Raw genomic sequence first — 24,085 nt, 5'->3', positions numbered from 1 at the left:
CGACCCCGTCGGTTCGGCCGAACCGGCCACCGGGCAGGATGGGGTGCCATGACGGAGAAGACGGAACCCGTGTCGGCCCTGATCGTCGTCGACGTCCAGATGGCATTCGTCACCGGTGCCGGCGCGGTACCCGCGGCGGAGCGGGTGGTGGACCGGGCCGCCGCGTTGGTCGACCGCGCCCGGGCGGGCGGCGCGCTGGTGGTGCACCTGCAAAACGACGGGCCGGTCGGTGCGGACGACGAAGTCGGCACCCCCGGCTGGGAGTTGCGCCTTCCGGTACGGCCCGGTCCCCGCGAGTTCGTGGTGCGCAAGACCGAGGACGACGGCTTCGACGGCACACCACTGGAGGACCTGCTGACCCGCGCCGGCGTCACGGACCTGGCCGTATGCGGAGTGATGTCGGAGATGTGCGTCGGCGCCACCGCACGCGCGGCGCTGGAACGCGACCACCGGGTGGTGCTGCCACACGACGCCCACGCCACGTACGACATCCCCGCCGCGCCCGGCATCAGCGAGGCGGTCCCGGCCCACATGGTCTCGCGGGTGGCCGAATGGGCCCTGGGCGACGAGGTCGAGATCATCGCCCACGCCGACGACGTGACCTTCACCGCCGCGAAGGACGCCACGCACACCGAGAGCCCCGCGCCACCGGCATAGGGCCGACCCGGAAACCCGGTGGCCCCGAGCCGGGCAGGGCCCGGTGGTGCCGTTCGGATCACGCACCGACGGCACCACCACCGCACGCATCGAGGCCACCCGCCTACTCGGCCGCGCGAATCACCGTGTCGGCGGTCGGCAGCGGCACGACTCGGTCGGCGGCCACCCGTCGCGCCAGTTCGCGGTCGAACGCGGCCGACAGAAGGTCGAGTCGAAGGCGATCGCGAGCCTGGTCGAAGGCCGGTGCCCCGGCCGACGGCGAAGCGGCGGCGAGCAGTTCGGCGTATCGCTCGCGCAGCCGGGATTCGGACAGGTCCACCTGGCCGGCGAGCGATTCCCGTAGCGAGGCGGAGAGTTCGGCCACCTCGTTGCGGGCGAAGCCGTCCTCGTCATAGCTCGGTACACCCGGCATCGGGCGCCCCTGAGCCCGGGCCGCCGCGCGGCGGGCGTTCTCGGCGTCCAGGCGGGCCCGGAAGCCCGCCTCGGACGGGTCGGTCGACACACCGGCCTGCCGGGCCCAGCGGCGCAGCACCGCTTCCCCGACGGCCGCGCGCAAGGACCGCTCCCGCAGCACCTCGTGCGGCGTGCGACCCACGATCGGGGTATGCCAATAGTCGGCACGCGCACCGGCGATCGGGAACTCCGCCACCACCTCGGCCCGCAACCGCACCACGGCCCGACGCAACTCACCGGCGGTGAGCGGTACTTCGTCCACCGTCGCGACCACGACGGCCCGATCCACGACGGCGGCCGGCAAGGCCGAGCCCGGGGCGGGAGCGGGGTTGCGGTCGGGTGTCGCCCGTCCGGATGCCGGGGACGGGCCGAGCAGGGCCACCAGGATGCCCACCACCGCGACCGCGAGCGACGCGGCGATTACGGCGGGCCGGCCGAGCCCGCGTCGCCGACGACGACGTACGTCGCTCGTCCGCGACCCGGTCCCGCGTGGTGGCCGTACGGCCCGTCCCCGGCGGGACATCAGACGACCTTCAGGTCGAACACGTGCAGTCCGGGTCCCGCGATCGGACTGCCCGCCGGCAGCGTCACCGACGCCACGGTCCGCCCGGGGTCGATGGCGAGCGACCCGACGCGTACCGTGACGTCCTCCTCGGAACGTGCCGTGGCCGGATTGCGGTAGTCGGTCTGCGGCTTGTGGTGATAGGCGGCCCGGACCGCGACCTGGTCGGAGGGGCCCGCCGCGGTGCTCCACCAGTCGCCGAGGGCGAGCGTCGCCGTCGTCGACGTGCCGTCGGTGTAGGTGACGGTGACCGTGCCGCTCTGCGCGCCGTAGGCGCCCGCGCCCAGCACCACCAGGCGGCTGCCGCTGCCGGTCAGCGCGATCCGCTGGCCGGCGACCTTGACGTTGTCCGGCAGGCCGTAGGCACGGGGGTGCCACGTGAACGCGGCGCCGCCCGCGGTGACCCTACCTCCCGGGACGTATCCGGCCGCCGCCAGCGCGGGTCCGGAGTAGCTGCGCCCGGAGAGCCCGAGGCCGCCGGTGTTGGGGTTGGCGTCGTCGCCGACTCCGACGTTGTTGTACGCGGCGGCGATCGACGGATACAGCGGCGCGCTCACTGCGGCGCCGTTGTACGCGCCCCGGTTGACGCCCGCCCCGCCGGCCGCGACGGGGTTGCCGAAGTAGTCGCGCGAGCCGATGCCGGCTATCGCGACTCCGGTGCCCAGCGCGGGAGATCCGGCGAGCAGCGCGTAGCCGCCCGCGTCGCCGCGGCCGGTCGCGGTACCGGGTGCGGCCAGGCCGGGATCGGTGGTCACCGACGAGGTGTCACCGGTCGGCGCGGTGAAGCCGCCGTGGTAGACGTTGGCCTGGTAGCTGACGCCCGCCCCGGTGGGCAGCGCGCCCTGACCGGCCACGAACACGTTGTTGGCGACGAGCGTGTTCGCCGAGGGGCCGTTGGGCAGTTCGACGTCCAGCTTCTTGCTCGGGCAGAAGAACGTGTTGTTGTACATCCGCAGCGGGCTGGTGTTGTCGCCGGACGCGTTGGCCCGGATCCGGCAGTCGTCCTGGGCGATGTTGAAGCGCAGGATCTGGGTGGCGTGGAAGTTTCCGAACGCGGTGCAGTTCTGGCAACCGAGGTAGAAGCCACCGCCGTTGTCGTGCGAGTAGTTGTACTGGTAAGTGCACGAGCCGGTGATCGCCCCGTCGCAGTCCCACGCGGTGGAGTCGAAGATGGAGGGCCGCTGCCGGGTGACCTCGTTGTACTGGAACACCGGGTCGCGCGAGTTGATCGGCCACATCCCGGCGAAGTTGCCGTTGACGTACGGGTACTTGCCGCCGCCACCGTCGTCGAAGAGGTTGTACTCGACCAGCGGTGCGTCCGAGCCGTGCACCACGATCCCGTCGCCGCCCACGCCGCGGACGGTGTTCGCCCGGATCAGGACGTCGCGGTGGAAGTCGGCGGGCTTGACCGAGATCTTGATGCCGCCGCCACCGGTGTCGTGCACCTGGTTGTCGGCGATCGTGAGGCCCTCGATCGGTCCGGCGCTCGCCCGGCCGAGCACGACGATGCCGGCCGAGGCGGAGAACCAGCCCGCGTTGGCGCCGGTCTTGTCGCTCCAGCCGGCGACGTCGGAGACCTCCAGGTCGCGCAGCACGATCCCGTACTTGCGGTCGGGGGTGGTGGTGTCGATCTGGACGCCGGTACGGAGGGCCTGGGTCGGCGCCGGGTTGGTCACGTGCAGGCCCTGGACGGTCCACCAGCTCTGGTCGACCAGGCGCACGGTGGAGGGGCCGCCCGTGCCTTGGACCACGGGACGCGGGCCTTCGCCGTAGGCGCCGATGGTGATGGGGTGGCCCGGGGTGCCCGAGCCTTTCGGGGTGAGGGTTCCGGTGCACAGGGTGCCGGCGCGCAGGAGGATGCGGTCGCCGGGTTGGTGGGTGCGGGTGTTGACGAGGGTCAGGTCGCCGAGGGGGTCGTCGGGCGAGGTCCCGGTGGCGTTCGGTCGGCCGACGCCGCAATCCACGTACGTGGCCGTGGGCGCGGTTGTGGCCGTGGGCGCGGTTGTGGCCGTGGCGCTCGCGGTTTGGGCCGAGACCAGGCCGATCGTGGTGGCCAGGAGGGTCGCCGAGAAGGCGAGGGTCAGGGGTCTGGTGCCGTGCATGTGACCTCCGGTCTGGGGGGTCGTGCAGGTGCCTCCGGCTGGGGCCGGAAGTTGTGTGGGCGAGGTCCCCGACGGCTTCGTTTCGGCCGACGTTCGGCATCGGTCGGGCTGCGTTGGCCTCGAACGCCGGCCGGGCTGAATCTCTTTCGGCGGGCCTCGCGGCTCGGTTGTCTCAGGTGGCCTCGAACGCCGGCCTGGCTGGATGTGGCCGGATCTCGCGAATCGGGGGCCGCGGACGCCGGGTTGAGGTTTCGGCGGACCTGCCGGCTCGGTTGTTTCGCGTGGCCGTGAATACTCGCCGAGCTGGGTCTTTCGGCGGGCCTCGCGGCTCGGTTGTCTCAGGTGACCGCAAACACCGGCCTGGCTGGATGTGGCCGGATCTCGCGAATCGGGGGCCTCGGGGCCCCGAACGCCGGTCGGGCTGGGGTTGGCCATGTCTTGTGAATCGGTGGCCTTGGGTGGTCCCGAACGCCGGCCGGGGTGGGGGGTGGGTTCGGCCGGCGTTCGTGGGCCTGTTAGGCCGAGTGGGTGAGGGTGGCTGGTTCTACCGCGTGGGTGAAGGGGAGGCCCCTGGTGTAGCGGTCGAGTTCGTCGAGGGCCAGGGCGACCATGCGGCGGAGTTCGCCGCCCAGGGAGCCGGCGATGTGTGGGGTCAGGAGCACGTTGGGCAGGTCGTACAGCGGGGAGGCGGCGGGGAGGACGTCCGGCTCGGTGACGTCGATGACCGCGTCGAGGCGACCGGCCACCAGTTCCTCGGTGAGCGCGTCCTGGTCCACGAGCGAGCCCCGCGCGGTGTTGATCAGCGTCGCGCCGTCCCGCATCAGCGCCAGTCGGCGACGGTCCAGGAGGTGCCGGGTGGACTCCAGTTCGGGCGCGTGCACGCTGACCACGTCCGAGCGCTCGACCAGTTCGTCCAGGTCCACCCGACGCGCGCCCAGTGCCTGGGCCTGCTCGGCGCTCACGTACGGGTCGTGCAGCAGCAGTTCGAAGTCGAACGGGCGGAGCAGTTCGAGCACCCGGCGACCGATCCGCGAGGCCCCGACGATGCCGATGGTGCGCCGGTAGTTGCCGAATCCCGGGAAACGCGCGTCCCAATCGACGAGTCGCCGCTCGGCGCGGTACGCGTCCCGGATCCGCAGCACCTTCTTGTTGGCGAACAACACCGCGGCGACCGTGTACTCGGCCACCGGCAGCGCGTTCGCCGAGGCTCCCGAGGAGACGGCCAGGCCGCGCTCCCAGGCGGCGTCGGTGAGGTGGTGCTTGACCGAACCGGCCGCGTGCACCACCGCGCGCAGTCTCGGGGCCCGGGCCAGTACCGCCGCGTCCAAGGGCGCGCTGCCCCAGCAGGTGAACAGTACTTCCGCCTCGGCCAGCGCGGCGGCCACGGCCGGCGTGTCGAAGTCGGCGGCGATCAGGTCGAGATCGACGTCGGCCAGCGTGCTCAGCCGGGCCCGCGCCTCGCCGTCGAGGATGCGCGTGGCCACGGAGGGGTCCATCGCGAGCAGCAGTCGCGGCCGGTGCCGGCGCGGCGCGCCCGTACCGCCGGCGGACTCGAATCGGGTGGTGCCGTCGCTCACTTGACGCTCCCCGCGGAGAGCCCCGAGCGCCAGTGGCGCTGGAGCGAGACGAACGCGACGACCAGCGGAACCACGGCCATCAGCGATCCGGTGATCACCAGCGGATAGAACTCGGGGAAGGCGTGCGCGTTGGTATTCCACGAGTACAGGCCCAGGCTGACCGGGTAGAGCTTTTGGTCGGAGAGCATCACCAGGGGCAGGAAGAAGTTGTTCCAGATCGCGGTGAACTGGAACAGGAAGATGGTCACGAAGCCCGGCATCATCATCGGCATCGCGACGCCGAAGAAGGTCCGGATCTCGCCGGCGCCGTCCATCCGGGCGGCTTCGAGCACCTCGCCGGGGACGTATCCGGCGCTGAACACCCGGGCCAGGTAGACCCCGAACGGGTTGACGATGACCGGGATGAACACCGCCCAGAAGGTGTTGACCAGGCCCACCTTGGACGCGAGCAGATACAGCGGCAGCGCGACGGCGGTGGTGGGTACGAGCACGCCCAACAGCACGCCGCCGAACAACTTCTCCTTGCCGGGGAAGTCGAATTTGTCGAACGCGTAGCCGGCGAGCACGCTGATGAACGAGCCGAGCCCCGCGCCGACGCCGGCGTAGAGCAGGCTGTTGAGATACCAGTGCCAGTAGATGCCGTCGCCCTCGGTGCTGACGGCCTTGACGTTCTCGGTGAAGTGGAACCCCTCGAACGCGAAGCCGTCGCCGCCGAACAGGCCGCCCATGTCCTTGGTCGCCGCGATCAGCAGCCAGGCCAGCGGCAACATCATGTAGAGCGTGACCAGCACCAGGGCGCCGTTGACGGCGACCTTGCCCATCAGCGCCTCGGTGGCGCGGCCCTTGGCGCGTGGGCGGCGGATGGGCTTGGCCGCGGGTGTACGGGTCGGCGCGGGAGCGGGGGCCGCGGCCCCGTCCGGTTGTTGCACGGTGGTGCTCATGCGGTCCTCCGTCCGGACGACAGGCGGGTGACGCCGAACGACAGTGCCGCGGCGAAGACGGCGAGCAGCACCGATGCCGCCGCCGCGAGGCCGAAGTCGTTGGCGCGGAAGGCGGCCGAGTAGGCGTACATGTTGGGTGTCCACGAGCTGCCCACGGCGGGGTTGGCGTCGCTGAGGATGGACGGCTCGGTGAACAGTTGCAGTGAGCCGATGATGGTGAACAACATCGTCATCGCGACGGCGGCGCGGATCATCGGGATCTTCACCGAGACCGCGATGCGCACCGGTCCCGCGCCGTCCACCGTGGCCGCCTCGACCACCTCGCGCGGGATCGCCTGGAGCGCGGCGTAGAAGATGATCATGTTGTAGCCGATCCACTCCCACGTGGCGATGTTGACGATCGAGAACAGCGCGGTGTCCGAGGCCAGGAAGTCCCAGTGGATGCCGCCGGATTCGAGCAGTTCGATAACCGGGCTCAGGCCCGGGGTGTAGAGGTAGACCCAGATCAGCGCGGCGATGATGCCCGGGACCGCGTGCGGCAGGAACAGCGCGAGTTGGAAGAACCGGCGGGCCCGGGCCAGCGCCGAGTCCAGCAGCAGGGCCAGCGCGAGCGCGGTGCCGACCATCACCGGGATGTAGAGGAGGCAGTACAGCCCGATCGCGACGAAGCCGTCGCGGAACTTCTCGTCGCCGAGCGCGTCGGCGTAGTTGCCGAAGCCGCTGAACACACGTCTGGTGCCGCCGAAGCCCAGTCCCGAGGTCTTCTCGGTGAACAGGCTGAGCCAGATCGCGTAGCCGATCGGCACGACCATGGTGGCGATGAACAGCGCGTAGAACGGGGTCAGGAACAGCGCGGCGGTGGTCTTCCGGCGCCGGCGTCCGGCGCGCAGGGATGTGTTCATGGAACTGCTTCCTCGTGGCGGTCCCCCGGTACGCGGTGGCGCGGGGCGCACCGGGGGCCTGCGGATCACGGGTCGGGCCGAAGGATGGCCTCGCGGGGCGAGCGGTCTGCTCTCGGCCCGTCGCGGGCGAGCGGTCAGCTCTTGACCGAGATGCCGCGCTTCTTCAGGTCCTCGACGGTGGTCTTCTGGGCCTCCTCCAGGGCGCCCACGATGCTGCCGCCGCTGGAGAGCTTGCCGAACTGGTCCTTGAGGATGGTGTTGGTCTGCGTCATCGACGGGCCCCAGGTCCAGCCGGTGCCGATCTTCCCGGTGGCCTCGGTGAACAGCGGGTAGATCTCCTGCTTGCCGAAGTAGCCGGTGTCGAAGGACTGCGCGGCGGTGGGCACCAGCTCGGTGGCGGCGGGGTACGCGCTGGAGGTGCCGCTGGCGATCCGCGCGGTGATGCCCTCCTTGGTGGTGGTCATCCACTCGATGAAGGTGAGCGCGGCCTTGGTCTTCTTGCTGTCCTTGCTCACCGCGAAGGTCGAGCCGCCGAGCATGCCGTTGGACGCGGTCCCCCAGTCCGGCAGCGGCGCGACCGCCCACTTGCCGGCCAGGTCGGGCTGGCTGCTCTTGAGCACGCCCGCGCTCCACGAGGCGCCGACGATGCCGACCGTGCCGCCGCTCTTGAGGTCGGCGTTCCACTGCTGGCTGAACGAGGGCTGCACGCGCACCAGGTCGTCGGAGACCAGCTTGTTCCAGTACTCGCCGACCTTGCGCGAGTTCGGGTCGGTCAGCGAGACCTTCCAGGCGTCGCCCTCGGTGCCGAACCACGAGCCGCCGGCCTGCCAGGTCAGCCCGGCCATGGTGCTGGGGTCGTCCGGGTAGAAGGTGCCGATCCGCGCGTTCGGGTCGGCCTTCTTGACCTGCTCGGCGGCGGCCCGATACTCGTCCCAGGTCTTGGGCACCGGGATGTTGTGGTCGGTGAAGAAGTCCTTGCGGTAGTACAGCGCCATCGGCGCCGCGTCCAGCGGCACGGCCCAGGTCTTGCCGCCGAGTTCGGTCAGCTTGTTGACCGACGCGGGGAATTTCGACTTGAGGCCGGACACCTTCGACGAGAGGTCCTGCACGGCCCCCTGACTGACGAAGTCCGGCAGCTGCGGGTACTCGATGGTGAGCACGTCGGGGGCGTTGCCCGCCTTGACCGCGTTGGCCATCTTCGCGTAGCCGCCGGCGTTGCCGGAGGGGATCTGCTCGTACTTGACCTGGATGTCGGGGTGCGACTTGTTGAACGCGTCCACGACCTCCTGGGTGCCCTTGGTCCAGGACCAGAAGGTGAGCTCCTGCTTCTGGCCCGGGCCGCCGCCCGCGGCGGGGGCGGCCCCGGCGTCCTTCTTGTTGTCGTCGCCGCCGCCACAACCGGTGACGAGGCTCAGGGCGGTGACTATGCCGACGAGAGCCGTGCCGAGTCTGATGGATGTGCGCTGCATGGATGCTCCTGGGTCGAACCTGCATCGAAGGCGATAGCGAGCATCATTCGGTCAGGAGCGAACAGCGTCAAGAGCAAATGAACAATCGATGAAAAACGAAACTCGCTATGATCGTTCGATCACAGAATGGCTTGTTCGCTTTCGCTCGCTCGGATCGAATCGGTCGGGTCGGTCGAATCGCTCGCGTCGCCCGGCACCGGGCCGGCCGACTTCGGGTCGCTCGGCTGCGCTGCGCTCGGCTCCGTGGTGGCGCGCAGCCGCAGCCTGGGCACCAGCGAGATGTGTCGGGGCGCGCGCCCGTCGTCGCCGTCGGCCAACCGCGCGGCGAGCAACTCGACCGCGATCCGGCCGACCTCGTGCTTGGCCGGCGCGATCGCGCTCAGCGGCGGATCGGCCAACGCGGCCACCTCGTCGTCGTAGGCGATCAGCGCCAGGTCACCGGGCACCTCCAGCCCCGCCGCACGCAGCCGGGACACCAGCAGCAGCGCGTCCTGGTCGTTGTGCACCAGCGCGGCGGTGGCGGCCCCCGAGCGGGCCGCCTCGATCACCCGGGTGACCGCCCGGTCGAAGCCGTCCGCGTCCTCGCCCGGATGCGGTGTCTCCACCCCGGCCGGATCCGGCGGGGTCAACGACAGCGCGGCCATCGCGGCGGTGTAGCCGGCGTGCACGGCCGGCGTGGTGGGACTGCCGAGCCGGGCCACCAGCAGGATGCGCTCGTGGCCGAGCGCGCCCAGTCGGCGAACCGCCTGCGCCGCGCCCAGCGCGTGGTCGGAGGCCACCCGGTCCAGGTGTTCGAGCCCGGAGCCGATCTCGGCGCGCCGCTCCACCAGCACCACGGGCACCGGCAGGCGTCCCATCCACGCGTCCTCGCCGCCCGGCCCCGGCGCGCGCGAGGGAGTCAGCAGCAGCCCGTCCACGCCGCCGCGCAACAACTGGTCCACCTGGTCCCGGTCCTCGCTGGGCAGGTAGCGCGAGATGCCCAGCACCAGCCGGCCGCCGATCGCTTCGACCGCGTCCCGGGCGCCGCGCACGACCTCCGGAAAGTAGTAGGTGGCGGACGGTACGAGCATGCCCACCGTCGGGCCGTCGTGGCCGTTCGCGGGCGGCCGGCCCGGCTCCGGCGCGGACGGGCGGGCATGCGGGAGGGTGGCGCCGCCGTGCACGCGGGCCAACAGGCCGCTCGCCACCAGAGCGGTGACGTCGCGCCGCACGGTGACCAGGGACACGCCCAGTTCCTCGGCGATCTCCACCACCTTGACGCTGCCCTGTTCGCGGGCCGTCCTGAGAATGAGTTCCTGCCGCTGTTCCGCCAACACCGTGGACGTCGTCCTTCCGTTCAGCGCACGGCCCGGACCGGGCCGTGCCCCCCTGCGTCCGGCTGCTGTCCGGCCGCCGCCTCAGCCTAGGGCATCGCCATTCGATTTTGATTGAAAAGGATCGTTCGATCAAACCGACTCTTGACCTGATCGATCGACCCCGCCTAGCGTATCGACGGCCGCGCGCGTCCAGTCGAGGAGATCCGTGAACACACCGCACCCCTTCGTGCTCCCTCCGGAGGATCGCGCGCTGAGCCCGTACACCGGCTGGACCCGCGCGCACTGGGAGGCGGTGGCCGACGGCCTGCTCGCCGCGGTGCGCCCGTACCGCTCCCCCGGCGGCGCGCTGATCACCCTTCCGGGGCGCACGAGTTGGTCGGGCGAGCGATCGGACGGACTGGAGGGCTACGCCCGCACGTTCCTGCTCGCGGCGCTGCGCGCGGCCGGCACCGCCGCCTCCGGCCGCGCGGTCCCGGCGGGCCTCCTGGAGCCGTACGCCGACGGCCTGCGCGCGGGAACGGCCGCGCCGGGTACGGCGGATCCCGAGTCCTGGCCGGCCGTGGTCGACCACGGTCAGGCGATGGTCGAGTCCGCGTCGGTGGCCCTGGCCCTGCACCTGACGAAGGATCAACTGTGGGACCGGCTCGACGAGTCCACCCGCGAGCGGGCGGCCGACTGGCTCGCGGGCGCACTGCGGCACGAGCCGGTGGACAACAACTGGTGGCTCTTCCCGGTCGCGGTGGGCACCTTCCTGGAGGCGGCCGACCGGCACCGCGACGAGGCTCGCGCCGCGATCGAACGGGGGCTGGGCAGGATCGAGAAGTGGTACGTCGGCGACGGGTGGTACACCGACGGCGCCGGACGCTACTTCGACCACTACAACGGCTGGGCCATGCACCTGTACCCGCTGCTGTGCGCGGCGGTCGCGGGCGCGCCGGCCGATCCCGTCCGGCGCGCGCGCATGCGCGAGTTCCTGACCGGCTACGGCCGGCTCTTCGACCGCACCGGCGCGCCGCTGCACCAGGGACGCTCACTGACCTACCGGTTCGCGGCGGCGGCTCCGCTGTGGCTGGGCGCCCTGGTGGACGCCACGCCGTACCCGCCGGGCACCACCCGGCGGCTGGCGAGCGGGGTACTGCGACACTTCCTGGACCGCGGCGCGGCCCGCGACGGCCTGCTGTCACTGGGCTGGTACGGACCGGACCCGGCTACCGTGCAGGCGTACTCGGGCTCGGCGTCGCCGTACTGGGCGGCCAAGGGCTTCGTCGGCCTGCTGCTGCCCGAGGGGCACGAGGTGTGGACCGCCCGGGAGAGCGCCGGACCGGCCGAGGACGTGGACGTCGACCCCGCGCTCGGCCTGCCCGGTCCCGGCCTGCTCGTGCACTCCGGGCACGGCGTGGGACGGCTGGTCAACCACGGCGCCGACCACCAGCCGGCCGCCGCGACCACAACGTCCGCCGGCCTCGACGCGGACGATCCGCTGTACGCCCGGCTGGCCTACTCGACGCTGACCGGCCCGACCCGGGAGGGCGATCCGGCGGACAACCACATCGGGCTCGTTTTGGCCGGCGGGACGACCGGGCGCGGCCGGATCGAGCCGCTGGGCGCCGGCCCCGGGTGGGCGGCCTCGGCGCACCTGCCCACGCTCGCCGGGCAGCCGGTGCCGGACACCCGGATCGTGTCGATCAGCGTGGCGCGCGGGCCGTACGAGGTACGCGTACACCACGTCCGGGCGCCCGAGGGCGCCGCCGTGCGCGAGAGCGGGTGGGCGCCGGCGACCTCGTCCCGCGACGAGTTGCGGTCCGCGGCCGACGGCCTCGGCGCGCGGGTGGCCACCGCGTCGGTACACAGCACGCTGACCGGCGCGCACGGCTGGGACCGGGCCCGCGTCGACTCGGCGCCGCACGGGACCGCGTTCGGCGAGGTCGCCGAACTGGCCGTGGTGGAGGGCACGGTGGCCGCCGGCCCGCTGGTCACGGTGCTGTCGCTGACCTGGGCGGACGCCGCGCCCGTCGCGGCGCCGCGAGTGCTGGCGACGGCGTCGGGCGTGCACGTGACATGGGCCGACGGAAGCACGAGCCGGATCCGCCGGGACGGGGCGGACCGCTGCTCGGTGACCCACGAGCACGTCTGAACCGAAGCGCCGCCGCCACCCTGCCCGCTCGGACCGGGCGGACCGGGCGGACCGGGCGGACCGGGCGGACCGGGCGGACCGGGCGGACCGGGCGGACCGGGCGGACCGGGCGGACGGTGCCCGGTGACCCACGAACACGCCCGAACCGAAGCGCCGCCGCGCCCACCGCGAGCGCCGCGACCGCTCGGTCCGGGTCGCCCGGCGGCGCCCGGGCGACCGGCTCAGCCCGCCAGGCGGCGCACCATCAAGGTGTTGTCCGTGCGGGTGGTGGGCCGGCCCTCGGGGTCGTTCTGGATGCGCTCGTGCTCCTCGCTGCGGAGCACCTCCCACTGCCCCTCCGGGAGTTCGAGCGCGGCCAGCACCTCGTCGGGGGCGGGGAACCGCACGTCCGGGTGCGGGTTCGTCTCCCAGGCCGGGAACCCGCAGTGGCCGACCACCAGCAGCACGCCGCCGGGCGCGACGTTCGCGGCTGCGGTGCGCAGGATCGCGTCGCGGTCCAACTCGCCGTGCGAGTGCAGGAAGTGCGCCGAGATCAGGTCGAAGGTGCCGGCCGGGAAGGTCGCGCCCAGGTCGTGCCACTGCCAGTCGATCAGGTCGGTGACCCCCTCCTCCTTCGCGTGCTCGGCGGCCCGCTCCAGCGCGATCCGGGAGACGTCGGTGGCGGTCACCCGCCAACCGCGCTTGGCCAGCCAGATCGCGTCGGCCCCCTCACCGCAGCCCAGGTCCAGCGCGTGGCCGGGCGGCAGGTCGGAGGTCTCCCGGACCAGGGCGGCGTTCGGGTTGCCGCTCCAGATCCGGTGGCTTTCCGCGTAGCGCGCGTCCCAGAGTTCCGCCGCCGAGGGCTGGTCGGCGTGCTCCGCAAGCTGGTCGTCGGTCATCGTGGGAGTCCTCTGTGGCGGTGGCGAATGCGCCCGGCCGTGTCCGGCCGAGGCAGGGCGGCACGTGGTCCGCCGCCCTGTCCAAAATGGTCCGCCCGACGCCCGGCGATTGACAAACCTTGTTGCCGAGTCGGCAAATGGTGCCATGAAAGATGGCGAGCTCACCTCGGTCCTCACCGCCGTCGGCCCGCGCCTGCGAGCCCTGCGCCTGGAACGAGGCACCACGTTGGCCGACCTGAGCGAGAGCACCGGGATCTCGCCCAGCACGCTGTCCAGGCTGGAGTCCGGGCTGCGCAAACCCACCCTGGAACTGCTGCTCCCGCTGGCGAAGGCGTACGGCGTGCAGTTGGACGAGTTGGTCGACGCGCCGGAGACCGGGGATCCGCGGGTACACGCGCGCCCGATCCAGCGCCACGGGATGACCATCATCCCGCTGACCCGGTACAGCGGCGGGCTGCACGCGTTCAAGCAGATCCTGCCGCCCGGACTCGGCGGGAGCGCACCCGAGTTGCAGACGCACGAGGGCTACGAGTGGATGTACATCCTGTCCGGCCGGCTGCGGCTGTACCTGGGCGAGCACGAACTCGTGCTGGTGGCGGGCGAGGCCGCCGAGTTCGACACCCGCACCCCGCACGCCTTCACCTGCGTCGGGCCGGAGCCGGTGGAGTTCCTCAGCCTGTACGGCACCCAGGGCGAGCGCATGCACGTACGGGCCCGGCCCGGCGGCGGCGGGTAAGCCGCCCACGCGTGCCGGAGGGTCGTCGCGGTGCGGCGACCCTCCGGCACGTTCGTACCGGCATGGGACGTGCCGGGTGGGATCAGAAGGTGACGTCGGTGCACTGGTAGAAGGCGTTGCCGGTGTCCGCGATGTCCCAGACCGCGAAGATCACCGCCTTGCCGCTGCGGCCGGCCGGGAGCGTGCCGGTGTGCGAGACGGTCGCGCCGGGCTGGACCCCGCCGTACGGGACGCTCAGGAACGGGGTGCTCTCCAACTGCGCCCGGGTGATCGGCTGGCTGGGATTCCAACTCGCCTTGGTGACGAAGTAGCGGAACGTCGTGGTGGCGTGCCGCGCGGTCAGCTTCCAGGTGAACGTCTTGCTCGATCCGGAACTCACCGGAGTGCTCGGCCACGCGCCGCCACGCGGGTCGTCGAGTTGGGCGAAGCGGCTGTTGCCGCCCGCGCAGAGTCGGCCGTCGGCCGGTCCGCGCGCCGGGAAGCCCTTGGGGCCCTCCACGCTCTGCGGTTCCCACTGGATCTCACCGCAGTTGGTGACGGTGCCCTGGGCGCAGTAGGCGGAACGGCTCGGCGGGCTGGTGACCCAACCGTGCGCGCCCGCGGTGCCGGCCATCATCAGGGGGAACGAGACGGCGGGGATGGTCAGCGCCGTCAGGATGGTCCTTTTACGCATGGAACTCTCCTTGGGGACGAGTGAATGCGAAGGACGTTCGAACGGTCCGGGTCCGCGTCGTACGCCTTTTTCACCGGATGCCCACATCCGTAGTGCGTTCCTCAAGTTAAGAGGTCCAGACCACTCGGTCAATGGTCTGGACCACAGCAACGAAGATGAAGTCCCTTTCCGGACACGGAGATTGATGATCTTGCCAATTTTTGCCGGTCGCTCCGAGCGGGGGTCGAACGCTCAGACGCGATCGGCTTCGGCGTGCGACTCCGGTGCCAGTACTTCCAGTTCCGCCATCGCGCCGACGGTGATCTCGCGGGTCAGTCGCTCCGCGCCGGCCGCGTCGCCCTCGCGGACCGCCTCGGCGACCCGGACGTGCAGCGTGACCGCGGCCGGGTCCGGGTCCGGGAACATCACGTGGTGGTGGGTGCGGCCGGTCAGCACCTCGGCGACCACGTCGCCTAGCCGGGCGAACATCTCGTTGCCGGACGCGGCCAGGATCACCCGGTGGAAGGCGATGTCGTGCACGAGGTACGCCTCCAACTGCCGGCCGCGCGAGGTGGAGACCATGCCGAGCGCGTGCTCGGTCAGCGCGGCGCACTGGGCCGGCGTCGCGGACGCCGCGGCCAGCGCCGCCGCCGCGGGCTCGATCGCCGAGCGCAGTCCGGTCAGCGACCGGAGTTGACGCGGGCGGTCGGCGCCCGCCAGCCGCCAGCGGATCACGTACGGGTCGAAGACGTTCCATTGCTCGGCCGACCGGACGGTGACCCCGACCCGGCGCCGCGACTCGACCAACTGCATCGACTCCAGCACCCGAATCGCCTCGCGGACCACGGTGCGCGAGACCTCGAAACGGTGCTCCAGCTCGTCGGTGCGCAAAACCGTGCCGGCGGGGTAGGCGCCGGCCGTGATGGCCGGCCCGAGGGACTCCAGCACCTTCATATGCAAGCCCCGGCCCTCGTTCTCCATGGCGGCAGCCTACTGGGCGGGGTGCCGTGAGCCGATCAGATTACGTATGACTTAATTGTTCAGAAGTCTTGATTAAGTACTACCTATAAGTTTGGGTATGGGACGGCGCCCGAGCACGAGCCGGGCAAGGACAGCGAGGTATCGATGAACGCCCCCCACGTCGTGGTGGTCATGGGTGTGTCCGGGACCGGGAAGTCCACAGTCGGTCGGCTACTGGCCGCCGAACTGCGGGTGCCCTACGCGGACGCGGACGACTTCCACCCACCCGCCAACATCGCCAAGATGTCGGCCGGGATCCCGTTGGACGACGTGGACCGCGCGCCGTGGCTGGACGCCGTCGGCGGCTGGCTCGCCGCACACGCGCAGTCCGGCGGCGTGGTCGGCTGCTCCGCGCTCAAGCGCGGCTACCGCGACCGGCTGCGGCTGGCGGCGCCCGAGCTGATCACCGTGCACCTGGTCGGCGACCGCGCCCTGATCGCCGAGCGCCTGCGCCGGCGCACCGGCCACTTCATGCCGGAGACCCTGCTGGCCTCGCAGTTCGCCGATCTGCAACCGCTGGAGTCGGACGAGGCGGGCCTCGTGCTCGACATATCGCCCGGACCCGACGCCGTCACCGAGCAGGCCGTCATCGCGCTGCGCCGCCTGGAACCGAATCAGGAAACTTCGTGACCGCCATAGCCCTGCCGATGGTGGCGGCGGGGGCGCCGGCCGCGCCGATCACCTCGGCCGGACACGCCCAACTCGGCCTCGCGGTGCTCGTCGGCATCGGCGTGATCGTGCTGCTCATCGGCCGCTTCAAGCTGCATGCCTTCCTGGCGTTGACAATCGGCTCGCTGGTGCTCGGCGCGGTCGCCGCGGCCCCGATGGACAAGGCGATCGCCAGTTTCACCTCGGGCCTGGGCTCCACCGTCGCGGGCGTCGGCGTACTGATCGCGCTCGGCGCGATCCTGGGCAAGCTGCTGGCCGACTCCGGCGGCGCCGACCAGATCGTGGACACCATCCTGGCCAAGGCGAGCGATCGCACCATGCCCTGGGCAATGGCGCTGATCGCGGGCATCATCGGCCTGCCACTGTTCTTCGAGGTCGGCGTGGTGTTGCTCATCCCGGTCGTGCTCCTGGTGGCCAAGCGCGGCAACCACTCGCTGATGCGGGTGGGCATCCCGGCCCTGGCCGGCCTGTCGGTGATGCACGGTCTGGTCCCGCCGCACCCCGGCCCGCTCGCGGCCATCGACGCGATCGACGCCGACCTGGGCGTGGTGCTCGCGCTCGGCGTGCTGGTCGCGATCCCGACGCTGGCCATCGCGGGCCCGCTGTTCGGCCGGTACGCCTCGCGCTGGGTGGACATCGCGCCACCGGAGGGCCTGGCCCCCGAGCGTTCCTCGGCGGATCCGCAGCAGCGGCCCGGCTTCGCCGTCACCGTGGGCACCGTGCTGCTCCCGGTGGTGCTGATGCTCGGCAAGGCGCTGGTGGACATCGTCGTCGACGACCCCGCGGACCGGGTCCAGCGGGTCGCGGACGTGGTCGGCTCACCGCTGATCGCGCTGCTTTCGGCGGTGATCGTGGCGATGTTCACCCTCGGCCGGGCCGCCGGATTCACCCGGGAGCGGCTGTCCGGCACGGTGGAGAAGGGACTGCTGCCGATCGCGGGCATCCTGCTGATCGTCGGCGCGGGCGGCGGCTTCAAGCAGACCCTGATCGATGTGGGCGTCGGCCGGATGGTCCTGGAGATATCCGAGGACTGGGCCATCTCGCCGCTGCTGCTCGCATGGCTGATCGCGGTGGCGATCCGACTGGCCACCGGTTCCGCGACGGTGGCGACCATCTCGGCGGCGGGCCTGGTGGCACCCCTCGCGGCGGACATGAGCAGCACACACACCGCACTGCTGGTGCTGGCCGTGGGCGCGGGCTCGCTGTTCTTCAGCCACCTCAACGACGCGGGATTCTGGCTGGTCAAGGAGTACTTCGGGATGAGCGTGGGCCAGACGGTGAAAACCTGGTCGCTGATGGAGACGATCATCTCGGTGGTCGCGGGCGGGTTCGTGCTGCTGTTGTCGCTGGTGTTGTAGCGCACACACCCGTGCCCGGAGAGCGGTAGACGACGCGGGGCGTCGGGCGCGGCGGGCGGGGCGCAGCCGGCGCGGGGCGCGACGTCGTGGTGTCGCGCAAGGCGCCACGCGCGACGCGGTGGTCGGTCCCCGCACCCCGCGAGTCGCCGGGCCCGGCCCCGCCGACGCCCGGCACGATCCGGCGCGGCGTGGAGAAGGGTGTCGGGTCCGCCACGATCGGCCGGGCAGGCCCTAAGCTGCCGGCATGTCGGGTCCCCAGGATGCTGCTCGTGACGAGGACCGGGTACGCGCCGCCGCGTTCCGCCTCGTATCGGCCCGAGGCGGCTCGCCGGTCACCCCCGAGGAGGTCGCCGCCACCCTCGATCCTCCGCCCGTCGAACTCGGCCTGACCGACCCCGACGACGTACTGCTCGCCGCCGTGCACTGGTCGCATCGCCGGATCGCCCGGCGCTTCTTCGACCTCACCGCCGGTCGCTTCGGCCTGGCCGCTCTGCGGGCCGGCCTGATCGACCTGCTCCCCCTGGACGAGGACCGCCTTCAGGAGACCGTCCTCGAGGTGGCCATGTGGCACCGCGGCCTGGTCTCCCCCAAGATCGCCGCGAACAACCGCCGTGAGCGCGAGGACCTGAGCGTGATCGTCCGCGGTGTCCTGCGCGACGCCCGCGACGACGGCGAACTGATCGACGGCGTGGACGTGGACCGGGTCACGGCCGAATTGCTGGCCCTGATCGACGGCCTGAGCGTGCACGCGCTGCTCTACCCCGAGCGCATGTCCGGCACCGCCGCCGCCCGCGCGCTCGACGCCGAACTCGACCGGATCGCCCGTCCCGGCCCGAACCCCGAAGCCCGCTGAATCCACCCCGCAGACCACCCGGCTCGCCCGTTCCACCGCCGCACGCGCGGAAAATGACATGAGTCCGCACCCCCGGGTCGTCTAGCTTCCCCGCATGACCACTCCGGAGAAGCTGCTCATCGAGCGGCTGGCCCCGGCGTTCGCACGGGTCGCGGGCACACCCGCCGATCCGACGATCCGCCCGAGCCGGCACGCGGACTTCCAGTGCGACGGGGCCCTGGGCCGACGCCTGGGCCGCGACGCGCGCGAGATCGCGGCCGAGGTGCTCCGGTACGCCGCGCTGGACGACCTGTGTTCCGCGGCGGAGATCAGCGGGCCCGGCTTCGTGAACCTCACCCTCGCGCCGACCGCGCTCGGCCGGTCGCTCGCCGGGATCGCCGCCGACGAACGACTCGGCGTGCCGCGTACCGACCGGCCCGAGACGATCGTCGTCGACTACTCGGGGCCGAACACCGCCAAGGAGATGCACGTCGGCCACCTGCGCTCGACGATCATCGGCGACGCCGCCGTGCGGGTACTGGAGTGGCAGGGCCACACCGTGCTGCGCCGCAACCATCTCGGCGACTGGGGCACCCCGTTCGGGATGCTGATCGAGCACCTCCTGGACATCGGCGAGACCGAGGCGGCGCACGAGTTGTCGGTCGGCGACCTGACCGGCTTCTACCAGGCCGCACGGCGTGCCTTCGACGCAGACGAGGAGTTCCGGGTCCGGTCCCGGGAGCGGGTGGTCGCGTTGCAGGCGGGCGATCCGACCACGTTGCGGTTGTGGCGGGTGCTGGTGACCGAGTCCAAGAAGTACTTCATGGCGGTCTACGCCCGACTCGGTGTCCGGCTGACCGCGGACGACTTCGTGGGGGAGAGCCGCTACAACGATCGACTGGCGCCGCTGGTAGCGGAGTTGGCGGAGCTGGGACTGCTCCGGGAGAGCGCCGGCGCGCAGTGTGTCTTCCCCGCGGGCTTCGTCAATCGCGACGGCGAACCGCTGCCGCTGATCGTGCGCAAGAGCGACGGCGGATTCGGTTATGCCGCCACCGATCTGGCCACCCTGCGGCACCGGTTGCAAGACCTCGCGGCCGACCGACTGTTGTACGTGGTCGGCACACCGCAGAGCGGGCACCTGGAGATGGTCTTCACGACCGGGCGCGACGCGGGATGGCACGATGCGACCGCGCGCGACGCGGACCGGCCGAGTGCGCCCGCGCGGATCGAACACGTCGACTTCGGCTACGTGTTGGGCTCCGACGGAAAGATCCTGCGGACCCGGGCCGGGGCCTCGATCAAGCTGGTCGACCTGCTCGACGAGGCGGTGTCCCGGGCCGCCGCCACGATCGCCGAGAAGAACCCGGACCTGGACGCGGACGCGCGGGCGGCGGTGGCCCGGGCGGTCGGCATCGGCGCGGTGAAGTACGCCGACCTGTCCGGGGACCGGCGCAAGGACTACCGCTTCGACTACGACCGCATGCTGTCCTTCGACGGCAACACCGCGCCCTACCTCCAGTACGCACACGCCCGGGCCCGCTCGATCCTGCGTCGGGCCGGTGCCGAGGCGCCGCGGGCGACCGGGCCGCTGGTGATCGGGGAGCCGGCCGAACGGGCCCTGGCCCTGCGCCTCCTGGCCTTCCCCGACGTGATCGCGGAGGTCGGCGAATCGCTGGACTTCCATCGCCTCGCCCTCCACCTGTTCGAACTGGCGACCACGGTCACCGGTTTCTACGAGAACTGCCCGGTGTTGCGCTCGACGGGCGAGATCCGGCACTCGCGACTGATCCTGTGCGACCTGACCGCCCGCACCCTGGCGCGCGGCCTGGACCTGCTGGGCATCGAGGCGCCGGAGCGGATGTAGCCGAGCGGTCGACGCCGACCGGTGCGCAGCCGACCGGTGCGCAGCGATCTGTTTGCAGCGACCTGTTTGCAGCCGACCGCACCCGCGCCCGCGTGCTCGGCGGGCGCGCGTGCGGTCGTGGCAGAACCTTCCCGGGCGGGGTCGACGTGGGGGAGCGTCGACCCCGCCCGGCCGGAAGGCCCCGGCCCCGATCGGGCCGCCGGGCAGGGGGATCAGCCGCGGCGGCGCCGGACCTTGACCAGCACGCCGCCCACGCCGGCGACGCCGAGCAGACCGGCCGCGGCGATCGCGGTCGGGCCGACGCCGGTCGCCGTCGGTGCGCGCCGTACCGGTGTCGGTCGGCCCGAAGCCGCCCGCGAGACCCTTGGCGTCGTAGCCGGAGCCGGGCAGCTTGTCCGCGTAGGCCCGGTGCACCCGGTCCCGGTACGCCGAGACCGTGGTCCCGCCGGCGCCGATCGCACGCTTCGCGTCGGCGTTCAGCGGCAACACCCGGTCGCCGCCCTGCACGTACCAGGCGTTGATCTGCGGCTCGCGGAAGACGACCCCGCCCGCGAGCAAGCGCGCGCCGGCCGCGATGTGGCGCGCCTCGTCGTCGCCGTCCGCGATGTTGACCACCTGTCGGCCCTGCGGGCCGTCCACCGTCCACACCGACGCCTTGCGGCCGTCGGCGGCCACCACGGTGGCGGCGAGGAACTCCTGCCGGGCGATCGGCACCGGCCGCGCGCCCGGACGGGCCGCGACGAACTCCGGGGCCAGCGTGTACACGGCGACCACGTCGCCGTCGATCCGGGGAGCCGCGTCCGCCGCCGCGAGCGCGCCGTCCCGGGCGAAGAACCTGGACAACGTGTCGAGCGTGCCGGGCGCGGCGATCACGTCGCGCGCGGCGCCCACGCTGATCGCGTCCGGCGCGGGCGGTGCGGGCACGGACGCGGCGTGCGCGGCCTGGGGGGTGAGCGTCAGGGTCAGCGCCGCCGCGAGGGTACCCGCCGCGAACAGGCGCTTGATGCCGCCTGTGGTCATGGCGTCACGCTCCGATCCGGTAGAGCGAGTGGGTCCAGGAGAACTCGTTGTTGTTCACGTACCAGTTGTGCGCGGCCCAGTTGTAGCGGTGGTTGTCCGGCCACGGATCGCCCCAGTAGACCCAGTTCTGCGCGGTGTCGAAGCCGTGGATGACGTGCATGTGCCCGCCGCCCGAGGACCACTGGATCCGGGTCTCGATCGGCCGGTTCGCGTTGATCTCGGTCTGTACGGTGCTGTACTGGAGCCAACCGTTCACGTAGGAGCCGGAGTTGATCCCGGCCCAGCGCAGTGCCGTCTGCACGTTGCCGAGCGTCGCCTGCGAGTTGGGGCACTCGGTGCTCTGCGAACGGCCGAACGCCGCGTTGCAGAACTGGTTTTGGCTGTAGTTGCGGCCGTACCAGGTCGCGATCGTGTTGCCGGCACCCGCCCAGCACCAGTTGCTCTTCTGCTGGGCCTGCATGGTGATGTTCAGCTTCTTCGTGGCGAGCGCGAGCGGTTGGGCCTGTTCCGGGGTGGGGCTCTGCGCTTGGACGGCCGGCGCAAAGGAGCCGGCGGCGGAGGCGGACGCCGCCGAGGGCACCGCGAACAGCGCGGACAGCAGCGCGAACACGGTGAGGGTCAGCGCGCCGGCGCGGCGGCCGGACACGGGGCTCGTTCGTGGGGACGTTCGAGTCATGGCGTTCCTTCCGTAACGGAGGGACGGGGTGGGGCGTGGCGCGCGTCCGGACGCTGCAAGGTGGAGCATCGGGTGTTGTCGTGGTGTGTTTCAAGACGCTTCAATGCGGGGTGAAGCGGTGGTGTGAACGCCTGGACCGGCCTGTGAACGGCTCGTGACCGGTCGACTGGAACACCTCGGTCGGGAGCGGCGGTCCCGGCCGGTCCGCCGTGAACGTTCACAAGGGAGGCGAGCGATGCCGCGGACCGACACTCGGGGTGACCCGGCCGAGGCGGAGTTGGCGCGGGTCCTGCGCGTCGGTCCCTTCCATCTGGCGTTGCGCGCGGCGCTGGCGGCCCGCGGCCTGGCCCTGCACCGGGTGCAGCACCGGTTGGCCCAGCGCGGCGTGCAGGTGGGGGTGACCAGTCTCAGCTACTGGCAGCAGGGGGCCCGGCGGCCGCAGCGCGCCGAGTCGCTGCGCGCGGTGCGGGCGCTCGAAGAGGTCCTGGAGTTGCCGCCGCACGCGCTGACCAGGCTGCTGGAGCCGGCGGTCGCCGAGCGTACGGCGTCGCGGTCCTATCGCGCGGTGGTGGAGGCGTCCGGCTCGCTCGGCCCCTTGTTGACCGACCTGGAATCACCCGCCGACGGCGGCCTGCACACCGTGTGCCAGCTCGAACAGGTCCGGGTCGGGCCCCGGCGTGAACTCCTGGATCGCGCCTCGCAGCACGTGGTGCGCGCGCATCGCGACGGGGTGGACCGCTATCTCGCCATCCACATCGGCGACCGGGGCTGCGCGCCCGAGCGAGTGCGTGTCCGGGCGACCGAGAACTGCCGTGTGGGGCGCGTGCGTTGGAGCCGGGACGCGGCCGTGCTCGTGGCGGAGCTGTTGTTCGACGCGCGGCTGCGCTCCGGGGACACCTACGTCTTCGGCTACGGCTTCGAGGACGGCACCGGCGGACCCAGCGACGAGTACGTGCGCGGCTTCACCTTCCCGTGCGGCCAGTACGTGCTCCAGGTCCGCTTCGATCCCACCGCCCTACCGGTGCACTGCCGTCGCTTCGCCCGGACCACGGCAGGCGCCCCACGTACCGGACGGCGCGACCTGACCCTCAACGGCCGACACTGTGTGGTCCACCTCGCCGAACAGGACGTCGCCCCGGGCATCCTGGGCATCGGCTGGGACTGGACCTGATCGCCGTCGGCGTCCGAGCGCCCGGCACTCGCCCGCGCGGACCCGCTCACCCGAAGGGCGCACCACCGGGGGCGATCCCGCACCGGATGACGTTGGATGGGCGGGAAATCGCCGGCGACCACCGGGGCAGCCCCACCCGTCCACCACCGGACGGACACTCGACGGCCGGGACGCGACGACCGCGGCGCGCGATCCGCGCACCCGAAGGAAGGAACGACACGCGTGAGCGAGACGACGGAACGGCCGGTCCTGCGGGCCGCGGGCTCACATCTGTATCCCGGCGCGCTGGTGCGCCTGCACACGCCCGGGACGACGGACCCGCACCGAGCCGGCAGGGCACCGGGCGACCTGCTGTTCGCCGACGGTTCGCGAACGACCGCGCAGGTGCTGATCGACCCGGACGAGCGGGCGACCCTGTGGGTGGCCGAGTACACCACCGCCCGCGGCACCACCATCTCCGAACGGGTCTGGTCGACACACCCATCCCCCGACGGCTCGGGCGACGTAATCCTCCGCATCGGCACCCGACTGCCGTAGAGCGCCCCGCCCCCGCTCGCCACGCGCAACCCACGCGCGGTCGAGCAGACGTATGCCCGGTGCGCCCGATGCTCAGGCAGGCACGGCGAATCGCGCGGACACATCGCGACCGCCTCGGGTGATCACGGCCGCGACCAGCAGGACGCCCAGTGGCGGCAGCAGGAGCGGCGCCACCAGGCCGGAGCCGGCCAGTGCCGAGACGGCGATCGCCGCGCCGTGGGCCACGATCGCGGCCCCGATGCCCCGGCGGGCGCTGCCGTGCACCCGCAGCCGCCGAACCAGCGAACGACACACCCAAGCCGCCTGCACGCAGGCGCCCGCGGCCACCGTCCACATCAGGGCCCGCGACACGAAGACCTCGCGCGAGTCGGGCCCGTCGCCCTCCGGCCCGAAGCCGAACACCATGACGTCACCCATGAACCACACGAACCCGAGGGCCCAGAGCGCTTCCAGCACGACGACCACCATCGCCGACCCCGCCGCCAACCTTCGTAGCGTCTTCATGAGGGCATTGTGGTCCGTCGGCCGTCCCGGTGGGTGTGCCCGCCGGGATCGGTCC

The 24,085-nt window shown here is 72.0% G+C and carries 21 protein-coding genes; 9 read left to right on the top strand and 12 right to left on the bottom strand.

The genetic code is table 11. The features are described 5' to 3' along the window. The first annotated feature begins 48 nt into the window (after positions 1 to 48). Positions 49 to 657: an isochorismatase family protein gene (locus tag ACZ4FV_RS15415; protein WP_395859255.1), complete on the top strand. Its 609-nt coding sequence runs from the start codon at positions 49 to 51 to the stop codon at positions 655 to 657. A gap of 103 nt (positions 658 to 760) precedes the next feature. On the opposite strand, the gene ACZ4FV_RS15410 is transcribed toward ACZ4FV_RS15415, so the two are convergent. The 7 genes from ACZ4FV_RS15410 to ACZ4FV_RS15380 form a co-directional block, all read right to left on the bottom strand. Further along, a complete protein-coding gene (locus ACZ4FV_RS15410; RefSeq protein WP_465322756.1) occupies positions 761 to 1,633 on the bottom strand; it encodes a hypothetical protein in 873 nt (290 codons plus the stop codon). Beyond that, a complete protein-coding gene (locus tag ACZ4FV_RS15405; protein WP_465322755.1) occupies positions 1,633 to 3,774 on the bottom strand; it encodes a right-handed parallel beta-helix repeat-containing protein in 2,142 nt (713 codons plus the stop codon). The genes ACZ4FV_RS15410 and ACZ4FV_RS15405 overlap by 1 nt, the downstream gene beginning before the upstream one ends. 515 nt (positions 3,775 to 4,289) lie before the next feature. Beyond that, complete coding sequence (locus tag ACZ4FV_RS15400; RefSeq protein ID WP_395859336.1) at positions 4,290 to 5,270, bottom strand: hydroxyacid dehydrogenase; 981 nt, start codon at positions 5,268 to 5,270, stop codon at positions 4,290 to 4,292. A gap of 77 nt (positions 5,271 to 5,347) precedes the next feature. After that, the gene (locus ACZ4FV_RS15395; protein WP_402232536.1) at positions 5,348 to 6,292 is read right to left on the bottom strand and encodes a carbohydrate ABC transporter permease; all 945 of its coding nucleotides are present in this window, start codon (positions 6,290 to 6,292) and stop codon (positions 5,348 to 5,350) included. Further along, positions 6,289 to 7,194, bottom strand: a complete 906-nt coding sequence (locus ACZ4FV_RS15390; protein ID WP_395859251.1) for a carbohydrate ABC transporter permease — start codon at positions 7,192 to 7,194, stop codon at positions 6,289 to 6,291. The genes ACZ4FV_RS15395 and ACZ4FV_RS15390 overlap by 4 nt, the downstream gene beginning before the upstream one ends. Positions 7,195 to 7,328: 134 nt before the next feature. Then, positions 7,329 to 8,663 (bottom strand): ABC transporter substrate-binding protein, encoded by a 1,335-nt coding sequence (locus ACZ4FV_RS15385; protein WP_402232534.1) that lies wholly within the window; start codon positions 8,661 to 8,663, stop codon positions 7,329 to 7,331. A gap of 119 nt (positions 8,664 to 8,782) precedes the next feature. After that, positions 8,783 to 9,979, bottom strand: coding sequence for a substrate-binding domain-containing protein (locus ACZ4FV_RS15380; RefSeq protein WP_395859249.1), 1,197 nt, complete (start codon positions 9,977 to 9,979; stop codon positions 8,783 to 8,785). Positions 9,980 to 10,184: 205 nt separating this feature from the next. Here ACZ4FV_RS15380 and ACZ4FV_RS15375 point away from each other — a divergent pair, with 205 nt between their 5' ends. Beyond that, positions 10,185 to 12,113 carry a DUF2264 domain-containing protein gene (locus tag ACZ4FV_RS15375; protein WP_465322754.1) on the top strand — a complete coding sequence of 643 codons (1,929 nt, stop codon included), beginning with the start codon at positions 10,185 to 10,187 and terminating at the stop codon, positions 12,111 to 12,113. Between the two features lie 221 nt (positions 12,114 to 12,334). Here the strand turns inward: ACZ4FV_RS15375 and ACZ4FV_RS15370 are convergent, their stop codons facing one another. After that, positions 12,335 to 12,991: an SAM-dependent methyltransferase gene (locus ACZ4FV_RS15370; protein ID WP_395859247.1), complete on the bottom strand. Its 657-nt coding sequence runs from the start codon at positions 12,989 to 12,991 to the stop codon at positions 12,335 to 12,337. A gap of 145 nt (positions 12,992 to 13,136) precedes the next feature. Between ACZ4FV_RS15370 and ACZ4FV_RS15365 the strand changes: the two genes are divergently transcribed. Next, positions 13,137 to 13,727 carry a helix-turn-helix domain-containing protein gene (locus ACZ4FV_RS15365; protein WP_395859246.1) on the top strand — a complete coding sequence of 197 codons (591 nt, stop codon included), beginning with the start codon at positions 13,137 to 13,139 and terminating at the stop codon, positions 13,725 to 13,727. Positions 13,728 to 13,809: 82 nt separating this feature from the next. Here ACZ4FV_RS15365 and ACZ4FV_RS15360 read toward each other — a convergent pair whose 3' ends face one another. Both ACZ4FV_RS15360 and ACZ4FV_RS15355 read right to left on the bottom strand, forming a co-directional pair. After that, positions 13,810 to 14,400 carry a lytic polysaccharide monooxygenase auxiliary activity family 9 protein gene (locus ACZ4FV_RS15360; protein ID WP_395859245.1) on the bottom strand — a complete coding sequence of 197 codons (591 nt, stop codon included), beginning with the start codon at positions 14,398 to 14,400 and terminating at the stop codon, positions 13,810 to 13,812. A 231-nt stretch (positions 14,401 to 14,631) separates the two neighbouring features. After that, a complete protein-coding gene (locus ACZ4FV_RS15355) occupies positions 14,632 to 15,360 on the bottom strand; it encodes a FadR/GntR family transcriptional regulator (protein WP_395859244.1) in 729 nt (242 codons plus the stop codon). Between the two features lie 144 nt (positions 15,361 to 15,504). Here ACZ4FV_RS15355 and ACZ4FV_RS15350 point away from each other — a divergent pair, with 144 nt between their 5' ends. The 4 genes from ACZ4FV_RS15350 to argS all read left to right on the top strand — a co-directional run bounded on the left by ACZ4FV_RS15350 (position 15,505) and on the right by argS (position 20,122). Continuing rightward, positions 15,505 to 16,029, top strand: coding sequence for a gluconokinase (locus ACZ4FV_RS15350; protein ID WP_395859243.1), 525 nt, complete (start codon positions 15,505 to 15,507; stop codon positions 16,027 to 16,029). Positions 16,030 to 16,046: 17 nt separating this feature from the next. After that, on the top strand, positions 16,047 to 17,426 hold the full coding sequence (locus ACZ4FV_RS15345) for a GntT/GntP/DsdX family permease (protein ID WP_395859335.1): 1,380 nt from the start codon (positions 16,047 to 16,049) through the stop codon (positions 17,424 to 17,426). Positions 17,427 to 17,670: 244 nt separating this feature from the next. Then, positions 17,671 to 18,279, top strand: coding sequence for a TetR family transcriptional regulator C-terminal domain-containing protein (locus tag ACZ4FV_RS15340; RefSeq protein WP_395859242.1), 609 nt, complete (start codon positions 17,671 to 17,673; stop codon positions 18,277 to 18,279). Positions 18,280 to 18,373: 94 nt separating this feature from the next. Further along, a complete protein-coding gene (argS, locus tag ACZ4FV_RS15335) occupies positions 18,374 to 20,122 on the top strand; it encodes an arginine--tRNA ligase (RefSeq protein WP_465322753.1) in 1,749 nt (582 codons plus the stop codon). A gap of 1,024 nt (positions 20,123 to 21,146) precedes the next feature. Here the strand turns inward: argS and ACZ4FV_RS15330 are convergent. Next, entirely contained in the window at positions 21,147 to 21,818 is a 672-nt protein-coding gene (locus ACZ4FV_RS15330; protein WP_395859238.1) for a papain-like cysteine protease family protein, read from the bottom strand. A 235-nt stretch (positions 21,819 to 22,053) separates the two neighbouring features. Here ACZ4FV_RS15330 and ACZ4FV_RS15325 point away from each other — a divergent pair, with 235 nt between their 5' ends. After that, positions 22,054 to 22,989: a hypothetical protein gene (locus tag ACZ4FV_RS15325; RefSeq protein ID WP_395859237.1), complete on the top strand. Its 936-nt coding sequence runs from the start codon at positions 22,054 to 22,056 to the stop codon at positions 22,987 to 22,989. 222 nt (positions 22,990 to 23,211) lie between these two features. Further along, positions 23,212 to 23,526, top strand: a complete 315-nt coding sequence (locus ACZ4FV_RS15320) for a hypothetical protein (RefSeq protein ID WP_395859236.1) — start codon at positions 23,212 to 23,214, stop codon at positions 23,524 to 23,526. A 72-nt stretch (positions 23,527 to 23,598) separates the two neighbouring features. Here ACZ4FV_RS15320 and ACZ4FV_RS15315 read toward each other — a convergent pair whose 3' ends face one another. Continuing rightward, on the bottom strand, positions 23,599 to 24,030 hold the full coding sequence (locus ACZ4FV_RS15315; RefSeq protein WP_395859235.1) for a hypothetical protein: 432 nt from the start codon (positions 24,028 to 24,030) through the stop codon (positions 23,599 to 23,601). Positions 24,031 to 24,085: the final 55 nt, after the last annotated feature.

This window comes from Embleya sp. NPDC025285, from assembly GCF_055558835.1.
The sequence above is the reverse complement of the archived record's forward strand: the minus strand, read 5'-3'. Positions and strand labels throughout refer to the sequence as shown.